The sequence below is a fragment of the Vibrio taketomensis genome (assembly GCF_009938165.1).
Lineage (GTDB): Bacteria > Pseudomonadota > Gammaproteobacteria > Enterobacterales > Vibrionaceae > Vibrio > Vibrio taketomensis.
In genome coordinates this window covers 1,235,216-1,259,792 of sequence record NZ_AP019649.1, presented here as the reverse complement: position 1 = coordinate 1,259,792, position 24,577 = coordinate 1,235,216, and the positions used below count along the sequence as shown (strand labels likewise).

23 protein-coding genes and 3 pseudogenes are annotated in these 24,577 nt (G+C 43.0%); 3 read left to right on the top strand and 23 right to left on the bottom strand.

What is annotated here, in order from left to right; translation table 11 throughout:
* The first annotated feature begins 588 nt into the window (after positions 1-588).
* A complete protein-coding gene (locus Vt282_RS05915; RefSeq protein ID WP_162062833.1) occupies positions 589-1,185 on the top strand; it encodes a winged helix-turn-helix domain-containing protein in 597 nt (198 codons plus the stop codon).
* A 406-nt stretch (positions 1,186-1,591) separates the two neighbouring features.
* Here the strand turns inward: Vt282_RS05915 and Vt282_RS21650 are convergent.
* From Vt282_RS21650 to Vt282_RS05825, 18 genes and pseudogenes are all read right to left on the bottom strand, one after another.
* Positions 1,592-1,750 (bottom strand): annotated as a pseudogene (locus Vt282_RS21650) (OmpA family protein); the annotation flags it as partial.
* A gap of 11 nt (positions 1,751-1,761) precedes the next feature.
* Complete coding sequence (locus Vt282_RS05905; RefSeq protein WP_162062832.1) at positions 1,762-2,217, bottom strand: hypothetical protein; 456 nt, start codon at positions 2,215-2,217, stop codon at positions 1,762-1,764.
* 11 nt (positions 2,218-2,228) lie between these two features.
* On the bottom strand, positions 2,229-2,702 hold the full coding sequence (locus tag Vt282_RS05900) for a vWA domain-containing protein (RefSeq protein ID WP_162062831.1): 474 nt from the start codon (positions 2,700-2,702) through the stop codon (positions 2,229-2,231).
* 308 nt (positions 2,703-3,010) lie between these two features.
* Positions 3,011-3,556, bottom strand: a complete 546-nt coding sequence (locus tag Vt282_RS05895; RefSeq protein WP_162062830.1) for a TadE/TadG family type IV pilus assembly protein — start codon at positions 3,554-3,556, stop codon at positions 3,011-3,013.
* A gap of 2 nt (positions 3,557-3,558) precedes the next feature.
* A complete protein-coding gene (gene tadF, locus Vt282_RS05890; RefSeq protein WP_162063690.1) occupies positions 3,559-4,119 on the bottom strand; it encodes a tight adherence pilus pseudopilin TadF in 561 nt (186 codons plus the stop codon).
* On the bottom strand, positions 4,103-4,612 hold the full coding sequence (locus Vt282_RS05885; RefSeq protein WP_162062829.1) for a TadE/TadG family type IV pilus assembly protein: 510 nt from the start codon (positions 4,610-4,612) through the stop codon (positions 4,103-4,105). The genes tadF and Vt282_RS05885 overlap by 17 nt, the downstream gene beginning before the upstream one ends.
* 10 nt (positions 4,613-4,622) lie before the next feature.
* On the bottom strand, positions 4,623-4,931 hold the full coding sequence (locus Vt282_RS05880; RefSeq protein ID WP_162062828.1) for a hypothetical protein: 309 nt from the start codon (positions 4,929-4,931) through the stop codon (positions 4,623-4,625).
* Between the two features lie 20 nt (positions 4,932-4,951).
* Positions 4,952-5,458 (bottom strand): tetratricopeptide repeat protein, encoded by a 507-nt coding sequence (locus tag Vt282_RS05875; RefSeq protein ID WP_162062827.1) that lies wholly within the window; start codon positions 5,456-5,458, stop codon positions 4,952-4,954.
* Positions 5,451-6,323, bottom strand: a complete 873-nt coding sequence (locus Vt282_RS05870; RefSeq protein ID WP_174855805.1) for a type II secretion system F family protein — start codon at positions 6,321-6,323, stop codon at positions 5,451-5,453. The genes Vt282_RS05875 and Vt282_RS05870 overlap by 8 nt, the downstream gene beginning before the upstream one ends.
* Positions 6,320-7,241: pseudogene (locus Vt282_RS05865) on the bottom strand (type II secretion system F family protein). The gene Vt282_RS05870 and the pseudogene Vt282_RS05865 overlap by 4 nt, the downstream one beginning before the upstream one ends.
* Positions 7,241-8,527, bottom strand: coding sequence for a CpaF family protein (locus Vt282_RS05860; protein ID WP_162062826.1), 1,287 nt, complete (start codon positions 8,525-8,527; stop codon positions 7,241-7,243). The pseudogene Vt282_RS05865 and the gene Vt282_RS05860 overlap by 1 nt, the downstream one beginning before the upstream one ends.
* A gap of 16 nt (positions 8,528-8,543) precedes the next feature.
* Positions 8,544-9,770 (bottom strand): AAA family ATPase, encoded by a 1,227-nt coding sequence (locus tag Vt282_RS05855; protein ID WP_162062825.1) that lies wholly within the window; start codon positions 9,768-9,770, stop codon positions 8,544-8,546.
* Positions 9,771-9,790: 20 nt separating this feature from the next.
* Positions 9,791-10,309, bottom strand: a complete 519-nt coding sequence (locus tag Vt282_RS05850; RefSeq protein ID WP_162062824.1) for a hypothetical protein — start codon at positions 10,307-10,309, stop codon at positions 9,791-9,793.
* Positions 10,306-11,637, bottom strand: coding sequence for a type II and III secretion system protein family protein (locus Vt282_RS05845; protein WP_162062823.1), 1,332 nt, complete (start codon positions 11,635-11,637; stop codon positions 10,306-10,308). Before Vt282_RS05845 ends, Vt282_RS05850 begins: the two co-directional genes overlap by 4 nt.
* Before the next feature lie 44 nt (positions 11,638-11,681).
* Entirely contained in the window at positions 11,682-12,443 is a 762-nt protein-coding gene (gene cpaB / locus Vt282_RS05840) for a Flp pilus assembly protein CpaB (protein ID WP_232055113.1), read from the bottom strand.
* A 9-nt stretch (positions 12,444-12,452) separates the two neighbouring features.
* Positions 12,453-12,941 (bottom strand): A24 family peptidase, encoded by a 489-nt coding sequence (locus tag Vt282_RS05835; protein ID WP_162062822.1) that lies wholly within the window; start codon positions 12,939-12,941, stop codon positions 12,453-12,455.
* A pseudogene (locus tag Vt282_RS05830) lies at positions 12,898-13,106 on the bottom strand (Flp family type IVb pilin). The gene Vt282_RS05835 and the pseudogene Vt282_RS05830 overlap by 44 nt, the downstream one beginning before the upstream one ends.
* A 601-nt stretch (positions 13,107-13,707) precedes the next feature.
* Positions 13,708-14,916, bottom strand: coding sequence for a NupC/NupG family nucleoside CNT transporter (locus Vt282_RS05825; RefSeq protein ID WP_162062821.1), 1,209 nt, complete (start codon positions 14,914-14,916; stop codon positions 13,708-13,710).
* A 446-nt stretch (positions 14,917-15,362) separates the two neighbouring features.
* On the opposite strand from Vt282_RS05825, the gene Vt282_RS05820 reads away from it, so the two are divergent.
* The gene (locus Vt282_RS05820; protein WP_162062820.1) at positions 15,363-16,271 is read left to right on the top strand and encodes a glucosaminidase domain-containing protein; all 909 of its coding nucleotides are present in this window, start codon (positions 15,363-15,365) and stop codon (positions 16,269-16,271) included.
* 150 nt (positions 16,272-16,421) lie between these two features.
* Positions 16,422-16,802, top strand: a complete 381-nt coding sequence (locus tag Vt282_RS05815) for a thiol-disulfide oxidoreductase DCC family protein (RefSeq protein ID WP_232055112.1) — start codon at positions 16,422-16,424, stop codon at positions 16,800-16,802.
* Positions 16,803-16,887: 85 nt separating this feature from the next.
* Here Vt282_RS05815 and Vt282_RS05810 read toward each other — a convergent pair whose 3' ends face one another.
* The 5 genes from Vt282_RS05810 to Vt282_RS05790 form a co-directional block, all read right to left on the bottom strand.
* Positions 16,888-18,513 (bottom strand): acyl-CoA synthetase, encoded by a 1,626-nt coding sequence (locus tag Vt282_RS05810; RefSeq protein WP_162062819.1) that lies wholly within the window; start codon positions 18,511-18,513, stop codon positions 16,888-16,890.
* Between the two features lie 53 nt (positions 18,514-18,566).
* Complete coding sequence (locus Vt282_RS05805; RefSeq protein ID WP_162046530.1) at positions 18,567-19,937, bottom strand: permease family protein; 1,371 nt, start codon at positions 19,935-19,937, stop codon at positions 18,567-18,569.
* 350 nt (positions 19,938-20,287) lie between these two features.
* Complete coding sequence (locus Vt282_RS05800; RefSeq protein ID WP_162062818.1) at positions 20,288-21,508, bottom strand: ABC transporter substrate-binding protein; 1,221 nt, start codon at positions 21,506-21,508, stop codon at positions 20,288-20,290.
* A complete protein-coding gene (locus Vt282_RS05795; protein ID WP_197740088.1) occupies positions 21,505-22,869 on the bottom strand; it encodes a sigma-54-dependent transcriptional regulator in 1,365 nt (454 codons plus the stop codon). Before Vt282_RS05795 ends, Vt282_RS05800 begins: the two co-directional genes overlap by 4 nt.
* On the bottom strand, positions 22,850-24,520 hold the full coding sequence (locus tag Vt282_RS05790; protein ID WP_162062817.1) for a sensor histidine kinase: 1,671 nt from the start codon (positions 24,518-24,520) through the stop codon (positions 22,850-22,852). The genes Vt282_RS05795 and Vt282_RS05790 overlap by 20 nt, the downstream gene beginning before the upstream one ends.
* Positions 24,521-24,577 lie beyond the last annotated feature (57 nt).

The following is a 24,577-nucleotide window of genomic DNA, read 5'->3' as shown; positions in this document are numbered from 1 at the left end:
AGCCAAATTGACGTTGTTTTTATATATTAGCCAAACAAACGACATCAGATTAATGATTTAGCACCGATATACTCAACTTACAAAAGAAAACGCACGATTACATTTTACGTAATTTATTTATTTTACAATTAGTTATAATCAAACCAATCCAGTCCTACATATTATGAGAAATAGAACGGCGAAAGCTGCATATGCAATCAATGACACTTTATGTAAATTGATTAGTCGCAATGGGATAACCAATAATAAACGACGTTCTTAATACCAGAGCAACTGACACTTTCAACACTATGCACATCACTCAAATCATGCAATGAATGTCACTGATCACTTACGTCACGATGATTGATTAGAACGACATTTAATCATCCGCTATCTGATTGATCCTCTATTCGACAACACTGCAAAACAGACACACTCGAACACCACAATATGTGACAAGCTTCACATTTATACCGAACTATGTATAATAACCGTCCTTTTTATATGCCACCTTTTGAGCAACACCCATGAAAAAAGAAGCTAACAGCGTAATTTTAGGTACCTTTACATGGGAAGTAGAGTCCAGAGAATTAAAACCCAATAAGAGTGGAGAAAGCACTGAACAAAACCCGCTTTCTAACGCCAAAACAGTATCAGCTGCTGAAATGCCTTTATGATGCTCACCCAAATGTTCTGCAAAAAGAAGAAATCATCGCCCGTGTTTGGGGGACAACGCATACTTCTCCTGAGAGTTTACCTCAACTCATTATTCGTACTCGCCAAGCGATTGGTGACAGTAATAAAAAAATATTGGTCAATGAGTTAGGGGTTGGATATTCGCTCCACTTTGAAGTCATCGCCGATGAGGTTATCCATGACAGTATTTGTCCTGAAAAGCACAAAAGTGATGGTCAAATAAAACGGAAACCTAAAGCGACTTTATGGCACTTGACCGTTGGTTTATTACTCGCGTTAACCGCTTACAACACTTATGAAGCAGTAAAAGCAATCTACTTCGCAACTGACTTTCGAGCGGTCCATCATGCCACCCCATACCCGCATGTAAAACACGATGCCGATGGTAAAACTCGACTCACGATTGGAAAAAGTGAATGTACTTATGAAAAAACAACTTCTCCTTCAGTGCCCATAAAGCAAAAGTCATTGCTTTTTTTGTCGTCCTTAACCTTATCCTCGTCATGATTAGTCAAAATACACATGTTGAGCTTTTTGGGAAGATCGAAGCACTCGGTTATCGCTGGACAACATATACAAAGTTACACAAACAATACCTAGAAACTCGTGCTATTTACTCGAAATTAATTAGTGAAGAGATAAGCACAAAATCCATCCATTACCAGTACAAATATGATAAGTCTAAAGGTGGTGAGTACATTGCTTTAGGTAAAGACAAACCCATGACTATCCGCCACAACCGCGTCTTCTATATTGACGAACAATGCAGTTTGGTTTTCAGCGCTGCGGCTGAAATGACACTCACTAATGTATCGATGCGTTGTTTCTATTAGGAAGTCTTCAAAAATGGAAAAGCCTGCTCTGTAAATAAACTAAGCAGGCTTTGAATATGCAGTATCATTGTCGTAGGTCGTTATTGCTCTTCACCTAATTTGAATTCTACTCTACGATTCATTTTCCGTCCTTCCTGAGTTTCATTCGAGGCTATCGGTTGTAACTCACCAAAACTGACCGACTCTAATTTTTGCGAATCTATGCCGCTCGCAACCATATGGTCTTTCACTTCATTGGCTCTTTTTAAACCTAAAGCAAAATTGTAGCGCTCCGCTCCCGTTGAATCGGTATGTCCTGCAAAACAATCGTAGAGGGAGAACGACGAACTTTATCGATTAAACTATCGAGTATTTGTTTTGATGCTGGAGTTAATTGGTAACTATCAAAATCAAAGTACACTCGCCCATCAGCTTGATTTGTCGTGCCATTTGAAACGAAATACTCTCTACAATTGTGCGCAATGCCCAGTGTAGCCAACTCCGCCAGTAACAGTTCTTTGGTTGGTGGTACTCCGTCGTTTTCAATCAATAACATTCCCCCTTGCAACAAATCGACGCGTTGCGAAGGCCCTATCTTTACTACCTGCTTGGTTGTCACATCGGCTTGAGTGCATAACCTCTCTAGCTGATTATTGATATCGGCATGTGTCGTAAAAGAAATGCCGATAGAACCAATACTTACCAAGCATTTGTTAAAAGTGTTCATAATGACGTTCCTTATTTTAAATGCCCTATTTCTTCTGCTATGAGTGAGAGTATTTTATTCAAAATTTGCTCTTTATTCTCGGCATAGAAAATATTATCTTCACCTACACAAGTATCCAATGCCTTATTGGTCGAACCTTTTTTGTAATCAAAGCCAATTAAATAAATGGTCGCTTCTTTCTCATCTTCTTCGAGCTTACCTAAAATAGACTCGCAGAGTTTATGGTTTATCATCAGTTTTTCCCCAATACTCTTATAACTGGGGCTGCCACCATGAGGCCCTTTTTTATTTACTGGAGTGTGGCCTGGTGAATCCTCTCCATCGGAAAGAATAATTAGTAATCGCTTTTCATTTTGGCCGCCGAGAAGCAGCTTTGTACCTTCAATCAAGCCAAGATACGAGGCCGTACCACCAGTTGGCCTAAAATACTTAATCTCATTAAGAAATGTACCTTTAGTCGAACTAGGAAGTATATTCTTAGTCAAACCTACATTGTGAAAATTCGCATTTTTGTACTCGACTTATCCTTCGAACAAAAACTATCTAATGAATATGGAATATTAATTGCACTTATCACCGTTTGAATAATCAATTTCCTTAGAATTACTAGATTCAAAACCAAGTGTTCCACATTTCCTACACCATTTTTATTTACATTTTATCATCACAATCTTTTAGACGCTTGACCTATGAGCATAATGGTTATAGGGTGCAATACCAATCGTATTCACTTTATCTGGAATTTTTAGATCGTTAAAATTATCGAGTTCTGCTACATCGTTAATTATATCAATCAAATCTTCATATTTTCTCTCATCGCCACCTTTCCAATCGTCTTCCATAGAGCCAGAAAATCGGCGACTAACATAACGTCAATCGCATCACTTTGATATTTTCTGGATGTGCCACCACCTGACACAGAAATTTCATCACCAAATCCTGCAATCGCATCGTTGCCGGGGAACCATGAATCATATTTCATCGTGGCACTGACTTCATATTGAAAGAATCGGTGGCCGTCCGAATTGCAGTCTGCAATTTGGTCACAGTTTTTGCGCACAATTTTGATGTTTTTTAAATCGCCACTTTTTAGATCTGGAAAATAGGCTTCCATCACGTCGGTCACGATTGTCGTATTGACCGTGCTTCCCGGTTGATTGTCATCGGCATGCGCAGAGACAGCAAGCGCAGCAACTTCTGTTGCATCCATAACCCGCGCTTTTTGTTGCAGTGCTCTAGCGCCATCCGAACCGAGCATAAAAACGCCAAATAATGCTGGTACGATGATGACAAAAAGTATTGATGCGTGACCTTTTTGATAATTAAGTTTCATGTTCATAATTACCTCCCAATCATCACTGCGTCAGACTGAACCGTAGTAAAATCAACATCTAGCAAATCACCAATCCAATTATCGGTTTCATAACAGAGTGTGACACGATACAGTGTTGCTCTACGACCCCACGTTGTCACTTTGGAGAGATGCTGCATTTGATTTAGCGATTGTGCTGCTTGGCATCTCACTCCAACCCCGTTTGTGTTAAAAAATTGATAGCTTGGTTTTTGTTCTTGATCGAAAGTGACGGATTCAATCAAATAACCAAAACTTGCTTGGTCGAACTGCTGAACGGTTCGCCGTAATGAATCGCGTGCAATATTGGCGATTGATTCAATTTCGGCTGGTTTAATATTAAAGTCTTTACCATAAAGCTGAGTTCTTTCTTTTAGAATATTGACTAACGAATATGACAGCCGATCTAACTTGCCTTTGTGAGCCAATTTGATCGTCATATCTCCGGCAAATACAAAAAGAAGACTAAGAAATAGCCCAACAATAGCGAATTCAATCGTAAAAGTGCCTTTCTGTTTTGCTCTACGTTTATAGCTAATAGATGAATTCATCACGTTCATATTCCTGTATCATAATGACTTCTCGAGAGAACAACTGACTCGAATTTAGGAAATAATTAAACATTGGTTCGTAATCATAATTAATGCGATATACGGCGATCGCACTATGGTGAGACTCGCCACACTCATTGGTCGTCGCTCCTTCAGCAAGCGCACAATAGTTGTCAGCGAGTAGCTCTAATTCACTTGGCGAATTTAAATATTGAATTGTGAATCTCATTTTTGCTGGATCAACAAACTTAGCCCACAGTGAATCACTGCTTTTCAGTGCTTGCTGAAAACGCTGCGCATAGGTTTCGCCTTCGCCAATTGAATTATCGAGTCGTGTTTCGCGCGAAGCTTCACTGACAGCTAGGTCTGATACCGCCGATATGTAAGACATATAACTGGTTTCCACCCATGCCATACATAGCCACCAAAACAGCATAAATCCCATTACAAATTCGATTGCTACCGCACCCGTTTGTTTTCTGCCCCTTTTCATAAACAGCTCCTTATTGGTGCAACTCGTGAGTCACATTGGGCAAAATCGTCGATTGCCCTGTATCCGCTACGCTGTTACTTGCTGGCATTTGGCCGCGACTGGTTTTTAAATCCGAATTTTTTAATGCCAGATAAATGCTCATTTTTTGATTTTCTGTAAGCGAGTCATCAAGCTCTTGCATGACCAGTTGTCGTTGGCCATTTTTTGCCATTACTAATAACAAGTTAGCTCGAGTTTGTTTATCTAATGATGGTTCAGTCGCTACCGAAGATATGCGCTCTAATGCAGCGGCATAATTGCCTTCCAGTATGTCTAGCAAAGCCAAATTATTTTTAATTTTTAGGTCGCTATAAAAATGAGTTCTCGCCACGTCAAACATTGTTCTGGCTTGTTTAAATTGACCTGTTTCTGCATAAACAACACCCAATAAATTCGCGACCTCACCATTAACGGGGATTGTTCATAGGCATTTTCCAACATACCTAGCGCAACCTCGAATTGACCTAAATCCATGTGAGCTTTAGCCGCAACCAGCGTACTCTCTGCACTGCTTGGTGATTTACCTGTCAAAGGGGTCAAAACGAATAACGCCGATTCGGGATCATGTTTTTTCAAATAAACTTCAGCAAGTTTGATTCTATAGTGCTCAGATTCTGCGTCTTTAAGTTGATTCTGGTAAAACTCAATCAACCCCACTGTATTATTCGATGCCAACAATACTCGCTCTTGAGTCTCTAGATTGAGTTGGTCCGAACGATCCACGTTGCCATTGCTTGGTGACACACATCCTTGGAGCATCGTTGCTAGCACCAAAGCGCTAGACATTGAATTAATGAATTTACGCACCAGAAAGCATCCTCATAACACCAGGTGCCGCAATTAAAATAACAATCGGCATCATGATAAATAGAATTAGTGGTACTGACATTTTGGCCGCGAGTTTCCCTATTTTTTCTTCCGTGGTTAACATAGAAACTTGGCGAATATCAGCGGAGAGTGTTGTAAGGGTTGAATAAATAGAAGACCCATATCGAAGACTCTGTTTAAGAGTCATAACAAAACTGCGCATTTCAGGCGTCGGAATATGAAGATGCGCTTCATCTAATGCTTTATCCAAACCAACAATGTTTGCTCGCTCATTTGTTTTCTGAAGCAGTTGTGCCAATTTAGCGTCAAAACCCTGCATCTCATTCGCTAAATAACTTAGCGAAGATTCAATGGTCATCCCTGTTTGAACACAAACAGCAAGTAAATCAATTAGGTAAGGGAGTTGTCGATTAATGGTATTTTGATAAGCCTTAATACGTGCCTGCAAAATCATATCTGGAACTAAGAGTATCGCGATAACCCAAAGTGCGATGGTTGCGAGCAATACTGTCGATGACAAAGAACCATAAAAAATAAAGCCAATCGTTACCGAACCAAACACGAGTAATGCATATTTAAATGGTAAATATAAGTGTGCATACTTAAACGAATAGTTACCGGCATCATGAAGTTTTTGTTGGATTTCTTGCTCGTTTACAGATAGAGATTTTGGCACGATCACTTCAAGCCAGTCACTGAGAGACTGAGACTTACTCGACTTTTCTTCTGCTAAATATTTGTTTATCGTCTGCTGTTTTCTCTGCTGACGAAGCGAAAGCACCAACGCCAGCAAACCAATGCCAATCAAACACAGCGCAATATTTGCATAGGATAAAATACTCATGCTTCTACCCCTTTCATTAGCTTCCAAACAATCGCTATACCAATAAATTCACTGGCGAGGACGTAATACAGAATTGCGCGCCCGTTCGGATTAAACATGACAAACTCATAGTTTTCAGGACTTAAAAACTGCAACATAAACAAAAATATAAGTGGAATCGCTGCAACGATTTTTGCAGATGTTCTCGCCTCTGACGTTAGTGCATACTTTTTCTTCTCTACAGCGCGAGCATCGAACATCAATCGATTAAGCCTAGTCATGACTTCTTTTAACTGACCGCCACGTTGCATGTTGGCGCGCATCGTAATGACAAAGAAGTGAAACGCAGGATATGGAAATCGTTTACACGACTTTCTGAAAACCGAGTCTGGCGACTCGCCCATTTGCAAGCGCTCACCCATCAACTTAAATTCTTTCCCCACTTCACCGTCAAGTGTTCTGCCGACATACAAAATCGCATGCATCAAGCTTTCCCCAGAGCTGACCGCACTAGTCAGCATATTCAATGCATCGGGAAATTCCGTATCAAAAGCGGATTTTTCTCTTTTTTGCAGCCACTGATAACCAAAATAGAGCCCCATCAATTCAACGACGGCCAAGACTGCCCATGAGTTTCCGCGAACAAAATTTTATTGATATAGATTGATAGCAAGCCAAGCAAACCCATCACGACAATCAGTTTGAGCAAAGCGCCAGAGCCTAGCTGTCTGCGGGTGTTTAAGAATGTTCGCGTAATGATTTGTAATAGGGATTCATCACTAAGTGAGTTTAGGTTGACGGCGTTCCCCTGCTCCATCGACGTCACCACTTGTGCTTTTTTTTGTCGATTCAAAAACGGCCAGCACTCTTCTTATCTTCAGATCTCGCTATAAAAATCAGTAGTATTCCGCCTAGAAGCAAGCTCAACCAAGCCATGATTATCCCCTTGCAAAACCAAACACTGAGTTCAAATTGCCTTCTAAGCCAAAGAAGCGAGCTTTTTCAACCAATACTGAACGTTTCATCAAACCTGCAGAAACGTACTCACCATTGACTTTGCCTTCGCCATCATTACTTACTGATGGCTCAAAACGGAAAATTTCTTCCATTACAACGTTGGATCCTTCAAGACCAACGACTTCTGAAATGCTCATAATCTTGCGCGAACCATCATGCAAACGGCTCACCTGGACTACAAGGTCAATGGCGCTAACAATTGTTCGACGAATCGCCTCTAGCGGTAAATTGTTGTTCGCCATCATCACCATAGCTTCAACCCTAGCCAACGCATCTCGAGGCGTATTGGCGTGAAGAGTCGACATCGAGCCATCGTGACCCGTATTCATTGCCTGCAGCATCTCAAACGCTTCGCCACCACGGCACTCGCCCACAATAATTCGGTCAGGTCGCATACGTAACGAGTTAATCACTAACTCACGCTGGGTAATCGCACCTGTACCTTCTATACCTGATGTTCTGGTCTCTAGGCGTACAACGTGGGGTTGTAGCAATCGGAGTTCTGCCGCATCTTCAATGGTCACAATGCGTTCTTTCTCCGAGATAAATTGAGATAAAGCGTTTAATAGCGTTGTCTTACCAGAACCCGTACCGCCAGAGATCAAAATGTTGAGGCGACAGCGTGAAGCAATCATTAATATTTTTGCCATCTCAGGACTTAGCGCGCCAAATCCCACAAGCTGCTCGAGATCGATACTCTGCTTTTTAAACTTACGAATGGAAATCGCTGTTCCATCGATTGAAATTGGCGGGATCACGATATTTACCCGGCTACCGTCTTCCAAGCGAGCATCACACGTCGGTGAAGAGTCATCTACTCGTCGACCAATTCGCGCCGCAATCCTTTTGGCTATCTGCAATAACTGCTGCTCATCAATAAAAGAGGCCATTGAGCGCTCAACCAAACCATTACGCTCGATGTAGACGTTATGATGGCCGTTAATCATAATGTCAGTAATGCTTTCATCATCCATCAACGGTTGAAGCGGCCCTAATCCCAACAGTTCATCAATAATGTTTTTTACATATTCACGTCTTACCACCGTCGCCACAGAGTATTCATTTCGCTCGATCAATACGTCTATTGCGGTTGAGATCTGATCGGTCAGCTGTTCACGCGTCAGTTTGTTCACGATGTCGGCTTCAAGTGCATCGTATATTTGTTTTCGCAATGAGATAAAGGTACTGCGAGATTGTGTTTGATTCATATTCATCCCCTACCCATCATTTTCTTAATAGCCATTGGGTGAACGTTTTTTTCTTAGGCGCGATACTCTCTCCCATAATCATGCTGATCAGCTTTTCAATCGATGCTGCTACGGAAAGTTTGGACTGATACAAATACCCACCATCCAAAACGTGCTTTAAGATGTCTTGTTCATATGGGATCTCAATATCGATCGACCGCCCAATAAACTTCTCTATTTCTACCGCTGTAAGCAATGATGCTTTGGCTGGACGAATATGGTTGAGCACAATGATCTGACGAGAACTTGGGTTGTGTGAGGCAATATGTTGCAGCATTTTTTTAAGCTGTCTAACGCCCGACACAGATGAATTGAACACCAGCACGGTGGTATCCACTTTATCGGTCAAATATTGGTAATCCGCATTATTCTGCCCACCCTTGGAGAGATCAGAAATCACAAAGTTATTGTGCTCATATAACAGAGCTTCTAATGTTCTGATGTACTCTTTCAGCTCGTGGGCATCATGGGTTTCGGATGTTAATGACAACACAGAAAGCATATCATTTACTTTTCTGGTTAAACTCGTGGCGTATATGCCATCGAGATCGTGATCAACACTGGCAATGGTGGCTGGCTTTTTCTCAAAGTTATCTAACTTAAGCAGAATATCGATATTTCCTGCGTAATAGTCATGATCAACGATTAAACACTTCGCATGATATTGCTTAGCTAAGCCGTAACCAATCTCGCTACAAAGTAGTGTCGTACCGACTCCGCCAGAACACCCCCAAACTGCGATATTTTTGGCGTATCGTTTTTTACCTAAACCGCTCGAGCGTACTCGGTTATCAAATACGTTTTTGACGAAGTCCAGTAGCTCTTGTTTCGTCACTGGCCAGAAAAGATAGTAGAAACCCATCGCTTTCAGATTACGAATGGTCGATATCGCATCCTCTTGCCCCACGACAATGACTGAGGCGTGGTTGGGTAGTAAATGACTGATACGCTGCATATCTTTTGTGACATTTTTAGAATCATTAAGCTCGACCAATACGATTTCAATTTCGCTCTGGCGAACATGCGCTTGAATATCTGCGTCTGTATTAGGCAGGCTAACTGGAGGTACTAAACCATCAAAGCGAAATGCTTCCTCAATTAAAACCCGACATTTCTCACTTTGAGTAAATGCAACGCAATTAAAAGTAAGTGTTTCTTTAGCCTTTTTTTCGACTTTATTTAGGGACTCTAATATATCTAACATAAGTCACTTCCTTGATTAGGCTATAAAACGTCGCCAGTTTTAGCGGGAGGAGCTGCGGGTTTCATCAACGATGCCTGTGGCTCAACCATTGATTGCCAGAGGTTACTATTCACCGAACATCCCAATTGTTCAAAGGCATACTCACTGATGTTTTTCGGCTGACAAAGTGGCGTGACGACTCTGTAATGAACAAATTGAATCTGCACATCAAAGCCTTCAAGCTGCTCGCTATAAACGACTTTGATTAACGCATCTTTTGCCCCTTGTTTGAGAAGCTCATTACTCCAACGTTTTGCAGCCATTTTTCCTGCCGTGTTGGCGTAGAGGAAAGTCACTGGCTGTGAGAGCAAACTATGACGAGCCGATTGTTTCAATTCTTGCCATTCGAGATTGGCTTGACCCATTCCTTTGCTATCAAACATCATCGAGTATTGGTGTTCAACAGGATAAACATCCACCCCAATACTCTTGTTTTCCGGCACTACAGTACATGCATTGAGTAACACCACCACAACGAGAGATATAGTCCATCGAATCATTTTTTAAATCCTCCAGTTGCCAAAATGTCTTGCGCGCGTTGTGTCACTACCGGGGAATACTCTTCATCGATCGAAAAGAGTCGCGATAAGTTTGAGGTGCGTTTCATCGATGGCAATTGAACCTGATGCGGCGCGATTGGCTGAACTAAGTTGACGGTCGCAACAATGACGAGTTCGGTTTTATTACGGGATGTTTCGGTGTTACGAAATAGCGACCCGAGAATAGGAATATCCCCAATATAAGGCACCTTTCTCAAGCTCTCGACATCCTCAGTGCTCAGTAAGCCACCTAGGACAAAACTTTGCCCATTTCCTAGCTCAATGGTGGTCTTCGCTCTGCGAGTTTTGAGAGCCGGTAAACTGTAGCGCTCATCGGTATATTGAGTATCGAGAGAGCTCACTTCAGGTTGTAGAGAGAGTTTAATTTTGTCGTCACGAAGCACTTTAGCAACCATGTCTAAGCGAATACCGAACTCTTTGTATTCCACATTCGTCGCATTATCGACGATGGTCACCACGGGGATTTCGCCACCAACTAAGAATGAGGCACTTTCACCTGAAATAACGGATAAATTCGGTTCAGCGAGAACCTGGCCGATTGAGTCATCCCCAACCGCAGTAATAGTCGCAAGTAGATCATCGGCGCTGAAATCTAATATCGGATTCACAAAGACGCCAGCCGTTTGGCCCGCATCACCATATTGCACACCAAAATTTTCCATAAAGCTTTGTGATACCTCAGCAATCGATAGCTTTACGTTTACTTGCTTGGTTGTGTTTACTTCGATTTGGTTGACGATTCCCTTGTATTCTCGCTTAGTCATAAAGCCAATGATTTCGTCATCACCGTCATCTTTTTCCCAAGTATGGATCGTCTTTTCAACGTCTTTAGACAGTAATTCACCGACTAAATCATTAATGCCATCTTTTTCATCTTCAGTAGCAACAACACCAGTCAGAACAACTTGTTCACCGATATTACTTATCGATACATCAGAGGTTGGAAAATGTAAGCGAACTTGTTGACTAATCTCGGCAAAACTCTGATTAATAACAAGTTTGCGATTGACTAGTGTCTGCGCATTTTCGTCAAACAACATCAACGATGTGGTGCCCATTTTTTTCCCGAACACGACAATTTTTTTGGTATCGATTACCTGATAATCCGCGACTTCCGGATCGGAAATAAATACCGTATCGATATCGGTTGTCGTCACGACAGGTTTCGCTTCGCCTTCCATTAAATAGATGAAACCTGATGCGTGAGCGATGATGGAAAATAAACTCGTTGCCAACAAAACGCCTAGAGTGATTTTAAAACTGGACATAACGGCTCTTCCTTAGCTATTAATTAACAGCAATTTTTCTGCTCTTAGTTCTTTGATGGTTTTAAAATCAGGCAGTACATCACCTGCGTCTGCTTGCAATTGATGAATTGGGTAATGACCAATTGTTTTATGTATTTTGAAATTGTCTTAGCAACCGTCAGCACAGCGACTTGTTTTCGATTCAATTCCAAAATTAAGTAACTGGGTTCAATCTGCTCGCTGTTTAGTGCCAACTCAGTTTTAGGCTGCTCAACTTTTAAGACTTTGATGTGTGTAAGTACTGGATTGATTGAGACTTGCTCTCGTCCATAATTACCAAGTTCGTTACTCGCGCTATCTTGACCAGTTAAAGCCAGAATATCGATATAACTGCCTGAACTAATTACGCCACCAACAATGGAGCTAGGGGATACTTCAATCGCAAACGGCACATGGTCAGGTTTGATAATAAAATCGATATACTTCGCTTGAGATGGCTGAACAAGGTTCTCGATGAATACATGCTCTCCTTGCTCAATATTGTTGGCGTATACAGAACCCGCTTCGAAATCAAATAACATATCAGCGTCATAACCCAAGGCATTAGCCTCTTCCTCTGCCATTTTTATGATTTTGAAGTCACTTCGCTTAACTTGATCTCCTTGCTTAACCCCCTCAGGGGATAACACATAGGCTTTGAAGAAAACGGGAGCAAGCTCTTGTGATTCAGCAACGACAGGCTGAGCGTTTTGTTTGGGAAAAAACAGACCAAAGAGACCCGCTACGATCGCAACAATGGCCACGGCCATAATAATTTTTGAACGCATGTTCTTTCCTTATATTGATGCTGCAATAAAAAATAAGCCGGATAAACAAATAGGCATGCCATAGGGTAATCCATTCTGCTTGACTCTTTCTATTCCAACAAAACATCCGTATATTAAATAAATCAGCGCAAGCACTCCGCCTAAAAAAGCAATGAACAATAAATACCACCAAAGATATTGCTCTGATATTGCAGGCAAAAATGCGATTGCTAACTTACTGTCTCCCCCACCCCATATCGAAAATCCATATAGAGCGAGTAGCACTAAACATCCAATAACAATATTTAATAAAGCGAACTGTGAAAAACCAATCAGCAAACTGACACAAAGTATTGAAAGGCATAATTTATTTGATATTGTTCTCGTCAATATATCTGCATATATCACTGAAGATAGGATGGCTAACAATAGCCATCCTACATAAAAGCTTTGCTTAACATCTATATGTACTGCATTACTTTGCGGCCGTGATATTATCTGAAATAAAACCCATAGCATCCGTTAGCGCTTTCTTTAACCCAGTAGTATCGGATGCAAAACAGCTAGTACTAATGCAGATACAGCAACACCAATAATTGCGTATTCAATGGCGGTTACACCACGTTGGTCGTTTCTAAATTTCTCGACCGCGAGTTGAGTATTGATAAATAATTTAGTTAACATTTTGTACCTCGACGTTGTTTTCACTAACAGAGACTTGCTCTTTCCTTGACGAGATAATTATGAGTGAAGAATATCAGCAGTTACAATTAATGCTTGTTTGATATTTTTGAAAAAATAACTCTTTGACCTACAAATTATTCAAAATATATTTTTGGTTGCGTAAGCACCGTCTCAATTTTGATATAGTTTATTTATAAATATATCATTTAGTTTTGACTTTTGGAATCAATGCTGACAAAAGTAATTTATTCGCAAAAATTTGATTTAATAACGTGATATCGATCTCACATTGTATATTTTCACTAATACTTTGGATTGAAGCCTTTCTTTACAAAAAAATAAACTATTTACTCTATTTTTACCATTTTGAGTCACAACCTATGGACTATCTGTAAAATTTGTGTACCGAGATAATTATTCGTTACTTCATTGCCCTTTAGTCTTCGGAGAAATGCGGTTGGACTTTCTATTCTGATGCTGAAATTTTCTAATCAACATATCGATAATTTGCGCCTAGGCGCTGTTTATCTCAATCTCCTAAACGCCAGATACAAAAAAGCCCGCTCAATGGCGGGCTTCTGAGCTGAATCAGCACTGACGATTACAGAGCAATAAACAAACCAGCTAGCGCAGCGCTCATCATATTTGCAAGTGTCGCGGCAATAACTGCACGTACACCTAACTTCGCAACTTCTTGACGACGCTCTGGAGCCATTGCGCCAATCGAACCTAGTGAAATCGCAATTGAGCCGATGTTTGCAAAACCGCAAAGTGCAAAGGTAATGATCACTTGGCTGTGAGCAGACAATGTATCGCGCACGCTCACAAAATCAAGGAAGGCAACAAACTCATTCAATACTGTTTTCTGACCAATCAACGCCGCCGCTGTAAACACGTCATCCATTGAGATACCAGCAAACAACGCTAGTGGTGCAAAGATGTAACCAAAAATCGTTTGTAGCGTCAGGTTTTCAATGCCGAATAGAGCACCTACTGCTTCAAAACCTGCGTTGATCATTGCGATCACACTGACAAACGCAATCAGCATCGTACCGACCGCAACCGCAACTTTTACACCATTCATCGCACCTGTTGCCAATGCGTCAACCATGTTGCTATCGGTGCTTTTCTCTAGCTTAATCTCTTGTTGCGCAGCTGAAACTTCACGCTCTGGCACCATCATTTTTGCCATCAAAAGACCGCCCGGCGCTGCCATAAAGCTTGCCGCGATGAGGTATTTTAGTTCAATGCCTAGTGCGGCATAACCACCCAACACTGAGCCGGCTACCGATGCCATGCCGCCAACCGTTACAGCAAACAATTCAGAGCGCGTCATTTGCGGCAAGAATGGGCGTACCACCAGCGAAGCTTCGCACATTGAAAGGAAGATGTTGCTCGTTGCGGCCAACGATTCCACTTTTGATGTACCCAGAAGACGCGCAATACCGCCACCAATCACTAAGATTAGCTTTTGCATCACACCAAGGTAATAAAGTAGAGAAATAATGGCTGATAGGAAAACAATCAACGGTAGAACGCGAATTGCGAAAATGAAGTTGCCCTTCGCTAAGTCACCAAAAACGAAACCAATACCCTCGTCAGCAAACGACAAAAGGCCTGAAACACCGTTACTAATTGCGCCTAATAGAGACTGGCCAAGCGGAAAGTACAGCACCAAAGCGGCGAAACCTGCTTGAAGAGTAAATGCACCGAGAATTGTGCGCCAATTGATGCTTTTACGACTATCTGAAAGTGCATATGCACACGCTAAAATCGCTAAGATGCCCGCTAAGCTGTAGATGATTTGCATTATGTTACCTTGCTATGTATCTGTGCTAACTATCTGAATTTAAAGCGAACCAAAAATTAGACGCGCACGAGTGCAGGCAACATCGCAAAATGTTGTCTTGCCCGATAGCGGATTTATGGCCCGTAAACGCTCACAGTTACGCTGGGCCCTGTTCCTTGGGGCAAGTATCCATTTTGCAGCCGTTTGAAAGCTGATTAGGAAAACGATTACGTTCCTAATCGCGCGGAGTATAGTGACTCTATGAGAATGTGACAATGGTCACTTGCGTAAAAACTGAGGAATTGCGTCCGTTCGATAAAAAAATGACCATTTACCGCGATAAATCAATGCCACTGAAATCTTAGAGCTAAGATTTGATCGCATAATATGGCAAACAAAATGCAATTAGGCTTATATAATCAAAGCTCTGAGTCACTTGGCTATAACAACTTTTAGGAGGGATATTGATGTCCTCACTTTTACAATCACATGCTAAAACGCTCTTATGTCTTTTTTTGTTTTCATGCTCAACGCATGCAGCCTCAACGTTGCCTGCCTCTCCGGAACAAATTAGCGCTCCCTACCCTCATATTAAAGTCCAAGAACTGAGCTCTGCTGAGCAGCTCATTGCTGATTTTAAACAGCATAACTACCAACTAAAACTGGTTACTGCTGACAAAACTGTTCCTAGCTACTTTGTTGAAAATCTGCCTAATGATTTGAATAATTTGCCAGTAGAAGAGAAAACTACAGGATTTATCCGCCTACTGCTGCCAACAGTAAAAGCGGTGAATAACCAAATTCTATTAGTCAGAAATGAGTTAAAAGCGTTAGAAAGCAAGCCAAAATCCGCTTGGACAGAAGCTGAACAAGCTTGGGTAGAGAACCTGATGCATTCTTATGACGTCAAGACCAACAATATCGGAGATCTATTGCTACAAGTCGATATTATTCCGATCGGTATGGTGCTTGCGCAAGGTATTGATGAAAGTGGTTGGGGCACCAGTCATTTCGCGGTGAAAGGCAACAGTTTATACGGAGAACATCTTCCTGCTCACGGTGGTAAATACCTTACAACTCCTGGCGGTCACGTAAAAGTTGCCGCGTTTGACAACCTATACGCTGGTACAGCAAGTTATATCCACAACCTCAATACTACGCGCGCTTATGAACAGTTGTGGCAACTTCGTAAACAGCTTCGCGAGCAACAGAACTTAAATGGATACCGACTGGTTGCAGCCTTGTCGCACTACTCCACACGTGGCGAAGCTTACGTCGACAATCTACGCGCACTGATCAAACATCATCAGCTTGATAACTTTGACCAGCTAAAATTAGACAGCAACCACGCGACTCGAATCCGTTTTAGCCACTAACGACACTATCGGTGACCGTCATTCGTTTCACGTAAGCCAGCGTCACTACGACGCTGGTTTTCTTCACGCTAGTATTAAAATCGGGCTTTATTTGATCAGAGTAGCGCCCGCCGCGTAAGTAACTGGCATGTATGTGAAAGGAATGATGTTTTGAACAAAGTAACCATTTTCTACGACGCTTCATGCCCACTCTGTGTGAAAGAGATGACGTCACTAAAATACCACCTCGGCACACACGCAAAATTTGTGAACGTACTCAACGCTGAAGCAATGAAGCATCACCCTTCCATTTCTGTAGAAGAGAGTCGCAGATTACTTCACGTTATTGATGACAAGGGTAATTTGCGACTTGCGGTTGATGCGAACGTCTATCTTTGGCAATTGACCGGAACCAAGCACTATTTAAAAATGCTGCGCTGGCCACTTATTCGACCCTTCGCTAACGCCTGCTACACCCTGTTTGCGCGTCACCGCTACAAAATCTCACGTTTACTGACTGGAAAGTCACGCTGTAAACAATGTGAATTATGAACGCCGCTTTTTACCTGCTGATTATAAAAAAGAGTTATCTCAACGAGATAACTCTCAACATAACGACAAAACACAACTCTGTATGCTATTCGTTCACTCGGTCACGCAACACATATTTTTGTACTTTACCTGTCGACGTTTTAGGCAGTGCAGTAAAGATAAATTTCTTCGGCACTTTAAAATGCGCCATCTGGCTACGACAAAAAGCAATCAGCTCATCTTGGGTTAAGGCTGCTGCCCCTTTCGTTTTAACGAACGCACATGGAACCTCTCCCCACTTTTCATCTGACATCGCGATCACGGCCACTTCTTCAATATCTGGATGTCGATAAAGCACGTCCTCTATCTCAATACTTGAGATGTTTTCACCACCAGAGATGATGATGTCTTTGGAACGATCTTTGATCTCGATGTAGTTATCTTCGTGCCAAACCGCCACGTCACCTGTATGGAACCAACCTTCTGCAAGTGACTCATCGGTAGTACTTGGGTTTTTCAGGTAGCCTTTCATGACAATATTACCGCGCAGGAAAATCTCACCCATTTCTTTACCGTCTTTAGCGACAGGCTTTAATGTAATTGGGTCGGCAACCATTAACTCACCTTGCATTGGTGCGCGAACACCTTGACGCGCTTTCATACGAGCACGTTCAGTATTGTTCAAGCCGTCCCAACTCCGCTGCCAATCACACACCACACAAGGGCCAAAGGTTTCCGTTAACCCGTAGACGTGAGTGACTTCAATACCGAGAGCTTCCATACCTTCAATGACTGTCGCTGGCGGCGCAGCACCTGCTGTCATGGCTTTAATCTGATGATTAATATCTGCCTTTAGGTCGATATCAACGTTGTTCATCATATTGAGTACAATTGGTGCGGCACAAAAGTGCGTCACTTTGTTGGTTTTGATCGAATCAAAAATTGCCTCTGCACGCACATGACGCAAACTCACACTCACCCCAGCGACAGCCGCTATAGTCCAAGGGAAACACCAACCGTTACAGTGAAACATTGGCAGCGTCCACAAATAGACTGGATGAGCATTCATACCCCACGACATCACATTGCTCACGGCGTTGAGATGGGCACCGCGGTGATGATAAACCACGCCTTTTGGATTACCCGTCGTCCCTGACGTGTAATTTAGGGAAATCGCTTGCCATTCATCATTTGGTGGCCAGTATTCAAATTCAGGGTCACCATCAAGAATAAACTCCTCGTAGGTCAATTCATTGATTAACTCCCCCTCATTGAAGAGTGGATCGTCGATCGAAATCACCAGCGGGCGATGAGCAATCATCTTTAACGCCTTCTTAACCACCGCTGTGAACTCTTTATCAACAATCACGACCTTACTTTCAGCGTGCTGAAAAATAAACGCGATCGCATCCGCATCTAAGCGAGTGTTAATCGCATTCAGAACCGCTCCACACATCGGCACACCAAAATGCATTTCAAACAGCTCTGGCAGATTTGGCGCAATCACAGATACCGTATCACCCTCACCGATACCCTGTTTTGATAACGCAGACGCTAATTTACGACAGCGAGTTTCTGTTTCTTTCCATGTTTTATGGATATCGCCATGCACAGTCGCGGTGTAATCTGGGTAAACATTGGCAGCTCGTTCAAGAAAACTAAGCGGGCTTAAACTTTCATAGTTTGCTGGCGTCTTTTCTAGACCGATATTATAGATATTATGTTTGTTCATAGACTTCTTCCTTAACGCCCAGTAATAACCGGGCGCAACTTCTCCGTGGCCAATTAATCTTCAACAACTTCAATCGGTTCTTCGACTTCTTGCGGCTCCGCACTTTTTCGGCGGTACTCAATTAAGAAGTACAAAGCAACACCTGCTAATAAGCCGTAACCTGCACCGTAAACTGCTAGAACAACGCCCATCGTACCTGCAACACCCATTTGCGTTGCATTGCGTACTTGCTCAACGCCTACTGAAATACATAGGTAACCCGTGATCAACAAAGTGATAGAAAGCGCGATTGGCAGAACGGGTTTGAACAATGTGATAAGCGGCAGCGCAAACAGTGCGATAAAACCAACAATCCAGAACACGCCAGCACCACTATAGATACTGTCCATCGCGCTGCGACCATGACGATAACGCTCGGCAATGGTTGCCATTGCGCCTGTAAACAGTGGCCCAGCTAACCCTGGGTATGGCGCAAAGAAAGAATGAATCAGATTACGCAGCGCCGTAACAAGGTGCACACGGTCGACGTTAACTTCGATCACTTCATCCGGACGTAAGTGGTCAACGCGATCCAACAAACTCTTACCAACAATGATGTCACCAAACGCGATAACATAAGCAATCAATGCGGTTGGAATTGCCATCCAAAGCATCTCCATACTTGGTAGGCCGACTGTGAATGGCAGGTAGTTAAACATTTCACCAAAAGCAGGCGCTGAAACACCAAACTGAATATCTGGCAGTGGGTATTCTGCCACCATCCAGCCCACGCCCATTGCCACCAACGTTCCCGGAACCATTCCGTAACCGGCAATCACTTTTGCCCACTTATGATTATTGACGTAGTCCCTGAAATTTAGCGAGAAAAGTACATAAGCCGTGACAAGAAAACCAATAATGAGTGAAATTGGCGTATTCGCTAAGCGGCCACCCTCACTGATTTCCCCTGATAGCGCAGCAATACCCGCACCAATGAGAATGCCGGCTTTGATTGAATCAGGGAAAAGATCAACGAGCTTGCTGCCTAAACGGGTGATACCGAGTACAAAAAAGATAACCGTGACAATCAGCTGTAAACCAACTAATGCTCGAATCGCTTCAGGGCCAGGTTCAAAATTACCCAAAAACAACAGCACCACCGGAATCGCTGGCGTGATCCACCCCGGCACCATGGGTACACCCAATAGATTGGGCAACATAAAGCCAATACCACAAACGACCACGTAAGCCAGCGCAACGTCATAAGGTAAGCCAAGATATTTTTCGAGCAAAGGGATCATCGCCATCCCCACAACGAACATGATCATCCCTTGAATAGTTTCCGCCATTTCCCAGCGGTAGTGAATAAATGGCAAGCGAATTTTAAAAGGCCCAGCCGGCCAGTATGGCTGCTCCATTCCATGCGAGCGTTTAATGACTGACATGCATACTCCTATTTTGTGTAGGTATTATTGGTGAATAAATGTTTCCTACACATCAGAGCAATCGCAGTGCCATTGTTAATGAATTGTTTTAATACTTTGGTCGCATAGCTCATCGCAAAGATGATTTTTGTTTAAAAACACATTCAAACCTCTGCTTTTAATGAACATAAATACGATCATTCGTTTAATTTCCCAGCAATTACATGCGACCAATATTAATTAACAAACAATACACATTTACTTGAGCGCAACTTAGTCGAAAACGATGAGCGATTTCCGCTCAATACTCTGAGCGCTCACCGCTCGGAGCGCTCAAAATATCGCTCGCTCAAACAAAAGAGTGCAAGATATTAAGGTTCTGGAATAACAGGAGGATAAATACGCCAATCCCCAAGCATACGTGTTGCAGGAGCAAAGCCCTCTGTTTTGGTTGTTTTTCCAATCGCTTGGTATTGCATTATTTTGTGTGTTTCAGGGGCAATAAAGGATTGAAAACCCGGAGGGTCTTCCGGTAAAGAAACTTTCAATCCCGGCAATGCATCGCGCAGTTCCACAAGACTCTTGGGCTGATATTGTTGCCAAGCAGAATCTAGTACTTTAATCACCGTATACGCATCTTGTGCAATAAATGTCGGGTATCTCTGTGTCCTTTGATAAAACTCATCAATGTATGCGCTGTTCGCCTTTGTTGTAGGCCAATTAATGTGTGAGCGCCCAGAAAGCACCACCCCTTCGGGCAGCGTATCTCCCAGCCGAGACAATACAAAATAACCACCACCCGTATCAAAATTAACGAAATGCGTTTTTTTAAGCAGACCCGAAACCTCGGCCTGTTCTAAAAAGCTCACCAAATCCCTCGTCCAGTGTCCGCTGACCAATACATCGGGAGGGTTCGCAATTAACGCCTCAATATAAAGTTGGTAATCCGTTTCTCCCAACAAGCTATAGAACTCATCTTTGATTTGATATTGAACTTGGTAGCGATCAAGGCTCGCCATCATGGTTTGCCAAATTTGATGACCATATTCATAGTCCGGACCAATATAAGAAACCGTTCGCCAATTTAGCTCACTTTTGACATCACGAAGATACCGAGCCCCTGCGTCACTCGATTGTGAGGCATCATTATTAAGGTGGAAATACCAAGGATGGCGTTCACTTTGAGTCAATCTTGCTGAACTATGGCCTGCGCCGAGAAAAAGGATCTGGTTGTTCTTTGCTAACTGAGAAACTTCAAGGGCAATATTAGAATTAACCACTCCACAAAGCACATCAACACCGCGAGTCACAAAATTTGTCGCTATCTCTCGTGTTCGGAACAGTTTCCCCATGGTATCGGCAACGTAAACTCGAAGTCTTGGCGATTGTGGCTGGGCGTGAATATCATCAAGCGCCATTTGTAATGCAACCACCGCATCGTTACCCCATAACGCCGATGGTCCAGAGAGCGGATAGAGACACCCAACTTCTAAGTCGGCCTCGTTTTTGTCCACGCCAAGTACTATCTCAGCAACGGAGCCAGCACTGAACAATAGACAGCAAAACCCAGCCCAAACACGCCAATTTTTCATACTTCGATATCCAACTTTTGCAAGCGTCGCTTTAACGCGTGACGAGATATATTGAGCAATTTAGCCGCGTTACCTTTATGTCCACCACTCTCTTCAAGCGCATGCAAAATGACTCTTTTTTCTTCATCAGCCAACTGACTTGAGATTGTGCTCAACGGCTCAACTTTGGACGTGCTTGGTTCGACGTTGATTGCTATTGGCACTGATTTTGTGTACTCATCCGGCAGCTTAGTGATGTCAATGTCACTGCCGACATAAAGCACAGACAAACGCTCGACCAAATTTTTCAACTCACGGATATTGCCTGGCCACGGATAAAGCATCAGCGAATGAAGAGCATCGGGCATAAATTGAATCGGTGCGAGACGTCCAGCGAACTGTTTAGCGAAATACTTAAGTAACAGCGGAATATCAGCCGTACGCTGTGAGAGTGATGGTAATGTTAGTGGCATCACATTAAAGCGATAATAGAGATCAGCACGAAAACTGCCTTCCTCAATCGCTAGTGTTAGATCTCGGTTTGTTGCAGCAATGACTCGCACATTCGCTTGCTTTTCTTTGGTTGAACCTACTGAACGATAGCGCTGGCTCTCAAGAAACGATAATAACTTTGCTTGTAGCGGGAGAGTTAACTCACCCACTTCATCTAAAAACAAGGTGCCTCCGTCAGCCGTATCAATCAGCCCTAAACGGCTCTTGGTCGCCCCAGTAAACGCACCTTTCTCAACCCCAAATAGCTCAGACTCCAGCAAACTTTCCGGCAATGCCGCGCAATTGACCTCAACAAAGGCTTTATCTGCCAAATCACTTTGCCTGTGAATCTCTCGAGCCACGACGGTTTTCCCTGTTCCTGACTCTCCCAATAATAATACGGTTTTCGCTTGGCTTTTTGCCACTAACGTTAACTCACTTGCGAGCTTTTCCATTGCTGGCGTTTGGCCGACAAGTCCCAGATCTTTTGACGTTTCAACATGCAAATATTGGCTTAACTGAGCTTTCAAGGTCTTAATATCAAACGGCTTAGTGATAAAATCCTTTGCCCCTTGCTTCACCGCTTCAACCGCCGTTTTGATGTCACCATGGGCAGACATCATCAGCACGACACTGTCTGGCAACATCGTGTTTAACCGCTCTAAAGGCTTAAGATCTTCACTGTCTGGCAAACGCAAATCGAGTAATACCACCAGTGGATGAGACAGATGGGCTTTAATAAGCCCTTCTTCAGCACTGTGGGCAACCTCGATTTGATAACTCGGATCGCGCAACGCGATTTGCAATGAGCGCGTTAGTGCTTCTTCATCGTCGATAATTAATAGCGTTGGTCTATTATCAATAAGCGAATCATTCACTTTCTGGTTCACACACAAACTCCCTTTTAAATCTCAGCATCGCCTGAGTACCCTCTCCGGGGTGACTGTCAAATTCCAGTGTGGCCTTATTCATTTCAGCAAGACGCTGAGAAACAGAAAGACCTAGTCCTGTTCCGGTTGTTTTAGTGGTATAAAACGGCTGACTGATGTTGTCTAATTGCTGCCGAGTCATACCACAACCACAATCGTGAACAACAAACACAAGATTTTGCTGCTCGCTAACCACTTTTAAACCTACTTCACTACCAGCTTTTGAGGCATCCAGAGCGTTAATCAGAAGATTCATCAAAATCTGTTGTAGTTGGTTCTCATCTGCCGTTATACAGAGGCTTTCACTTAGCGAATTGCATGCAATGTTGAGCTTAATACCTCGCTCCTTTGCCATTGGAGTGATCAACGAGCCTAACCTTTGCATCACTCTCGCTATCGCTATGTGTTTTGTTTCTGGATTGGGCGGCCTTGCATACTCAAGCAAATCTGAAATAAGCCGATTAATACGCTCAATTTCACCCACCATTAAGGTCTGCAGTTCTTTGTCCTCAGCACTCTCTTGCTGAAGTGTTTGTACGCATACCTTAATCGTAGCCAGTGGGTTTCGAATTTCGTGGGCAATGCCGGTTGCAAATTCACCCCACACGGCCTTGCGTTCTGCATCCCCACGCGCAAGCATTAACGAATCTAAATGCGATGTCATTCGATTAAAAGCGCGAGCCAATAGTGAAATTTCATCATTGCCTGCCACTGGAATACGCCCACTCCACTCCCCAATCGAAATGGCATTTGCAGCATCAATTAATGGCACCACGCGGCGTCTAACCCTTTTTACTAAAAAATAGAAATACAGCGTCACCACGCACAACACTAAACACGCCATGAGCAATACTAATAAGCGTTCGTGCTCTCTATCGAGAAGTGGTGTATCAACCGAATTGTTCACTAAGTGCCAATTATCAAACAAAGGCTCGACGCCACTTTGATTTATCCGTATTTGATCTGTGTGAATTGAGGTAATTCTGCCAAGAGAGTCATAACACGTTGTATTTATTCCTGAACCTTGGCACAGAAGAGTCGCATCACCCACAGATAAATACTCAGTCAGGCTGGCAAAGCGTAACTGAAAAGCCAAATACCCGATCAATTGATGGTCAGTTCCCGATGCATAAACCGGTTTTGCCATTAGGTACCAAGAAGATCGTCCCGGAGACGCATGTTGTGGACCCAGTAAAATGGATTGACTAAATTCAGTCTGCGGTAAGCTTTTTATATCCAATTCACCACTTCCCCAATAAGGGTAGCCGCCGGCACTTTGGCCCGGTAAAGCGTTCATCAATTCCCACTCAGCGTCAAAGAATAGCGCGCCGTAGATTTCCGGTCGGTCGATGTCAAAATGAATCAGGCTAAGAGTTTGCTGAGGGGCTGTGCGAGTAGTCGCAACGGCAAACAATTGAGCGATCTGCGGCAATTCGGCGATAGCCTCCAGCGCATGAATATGCTGGCGGCCAAAATGATACATACTGGTTTTGATCTGAGAGAGGTTTTGCTGCGCGCGCGCTGCCGTCATCTCTGACACTAAATTGGCCGTCATACGGTCGTAGACAAGCACTGTCACCAGCAGTGGAATACTGGCAACCAAAAGGGACAAGAGGAAAAACCGCCTCACCAAGCTATTTTTCCAAAACTGGATCGATTCTCTACTCTC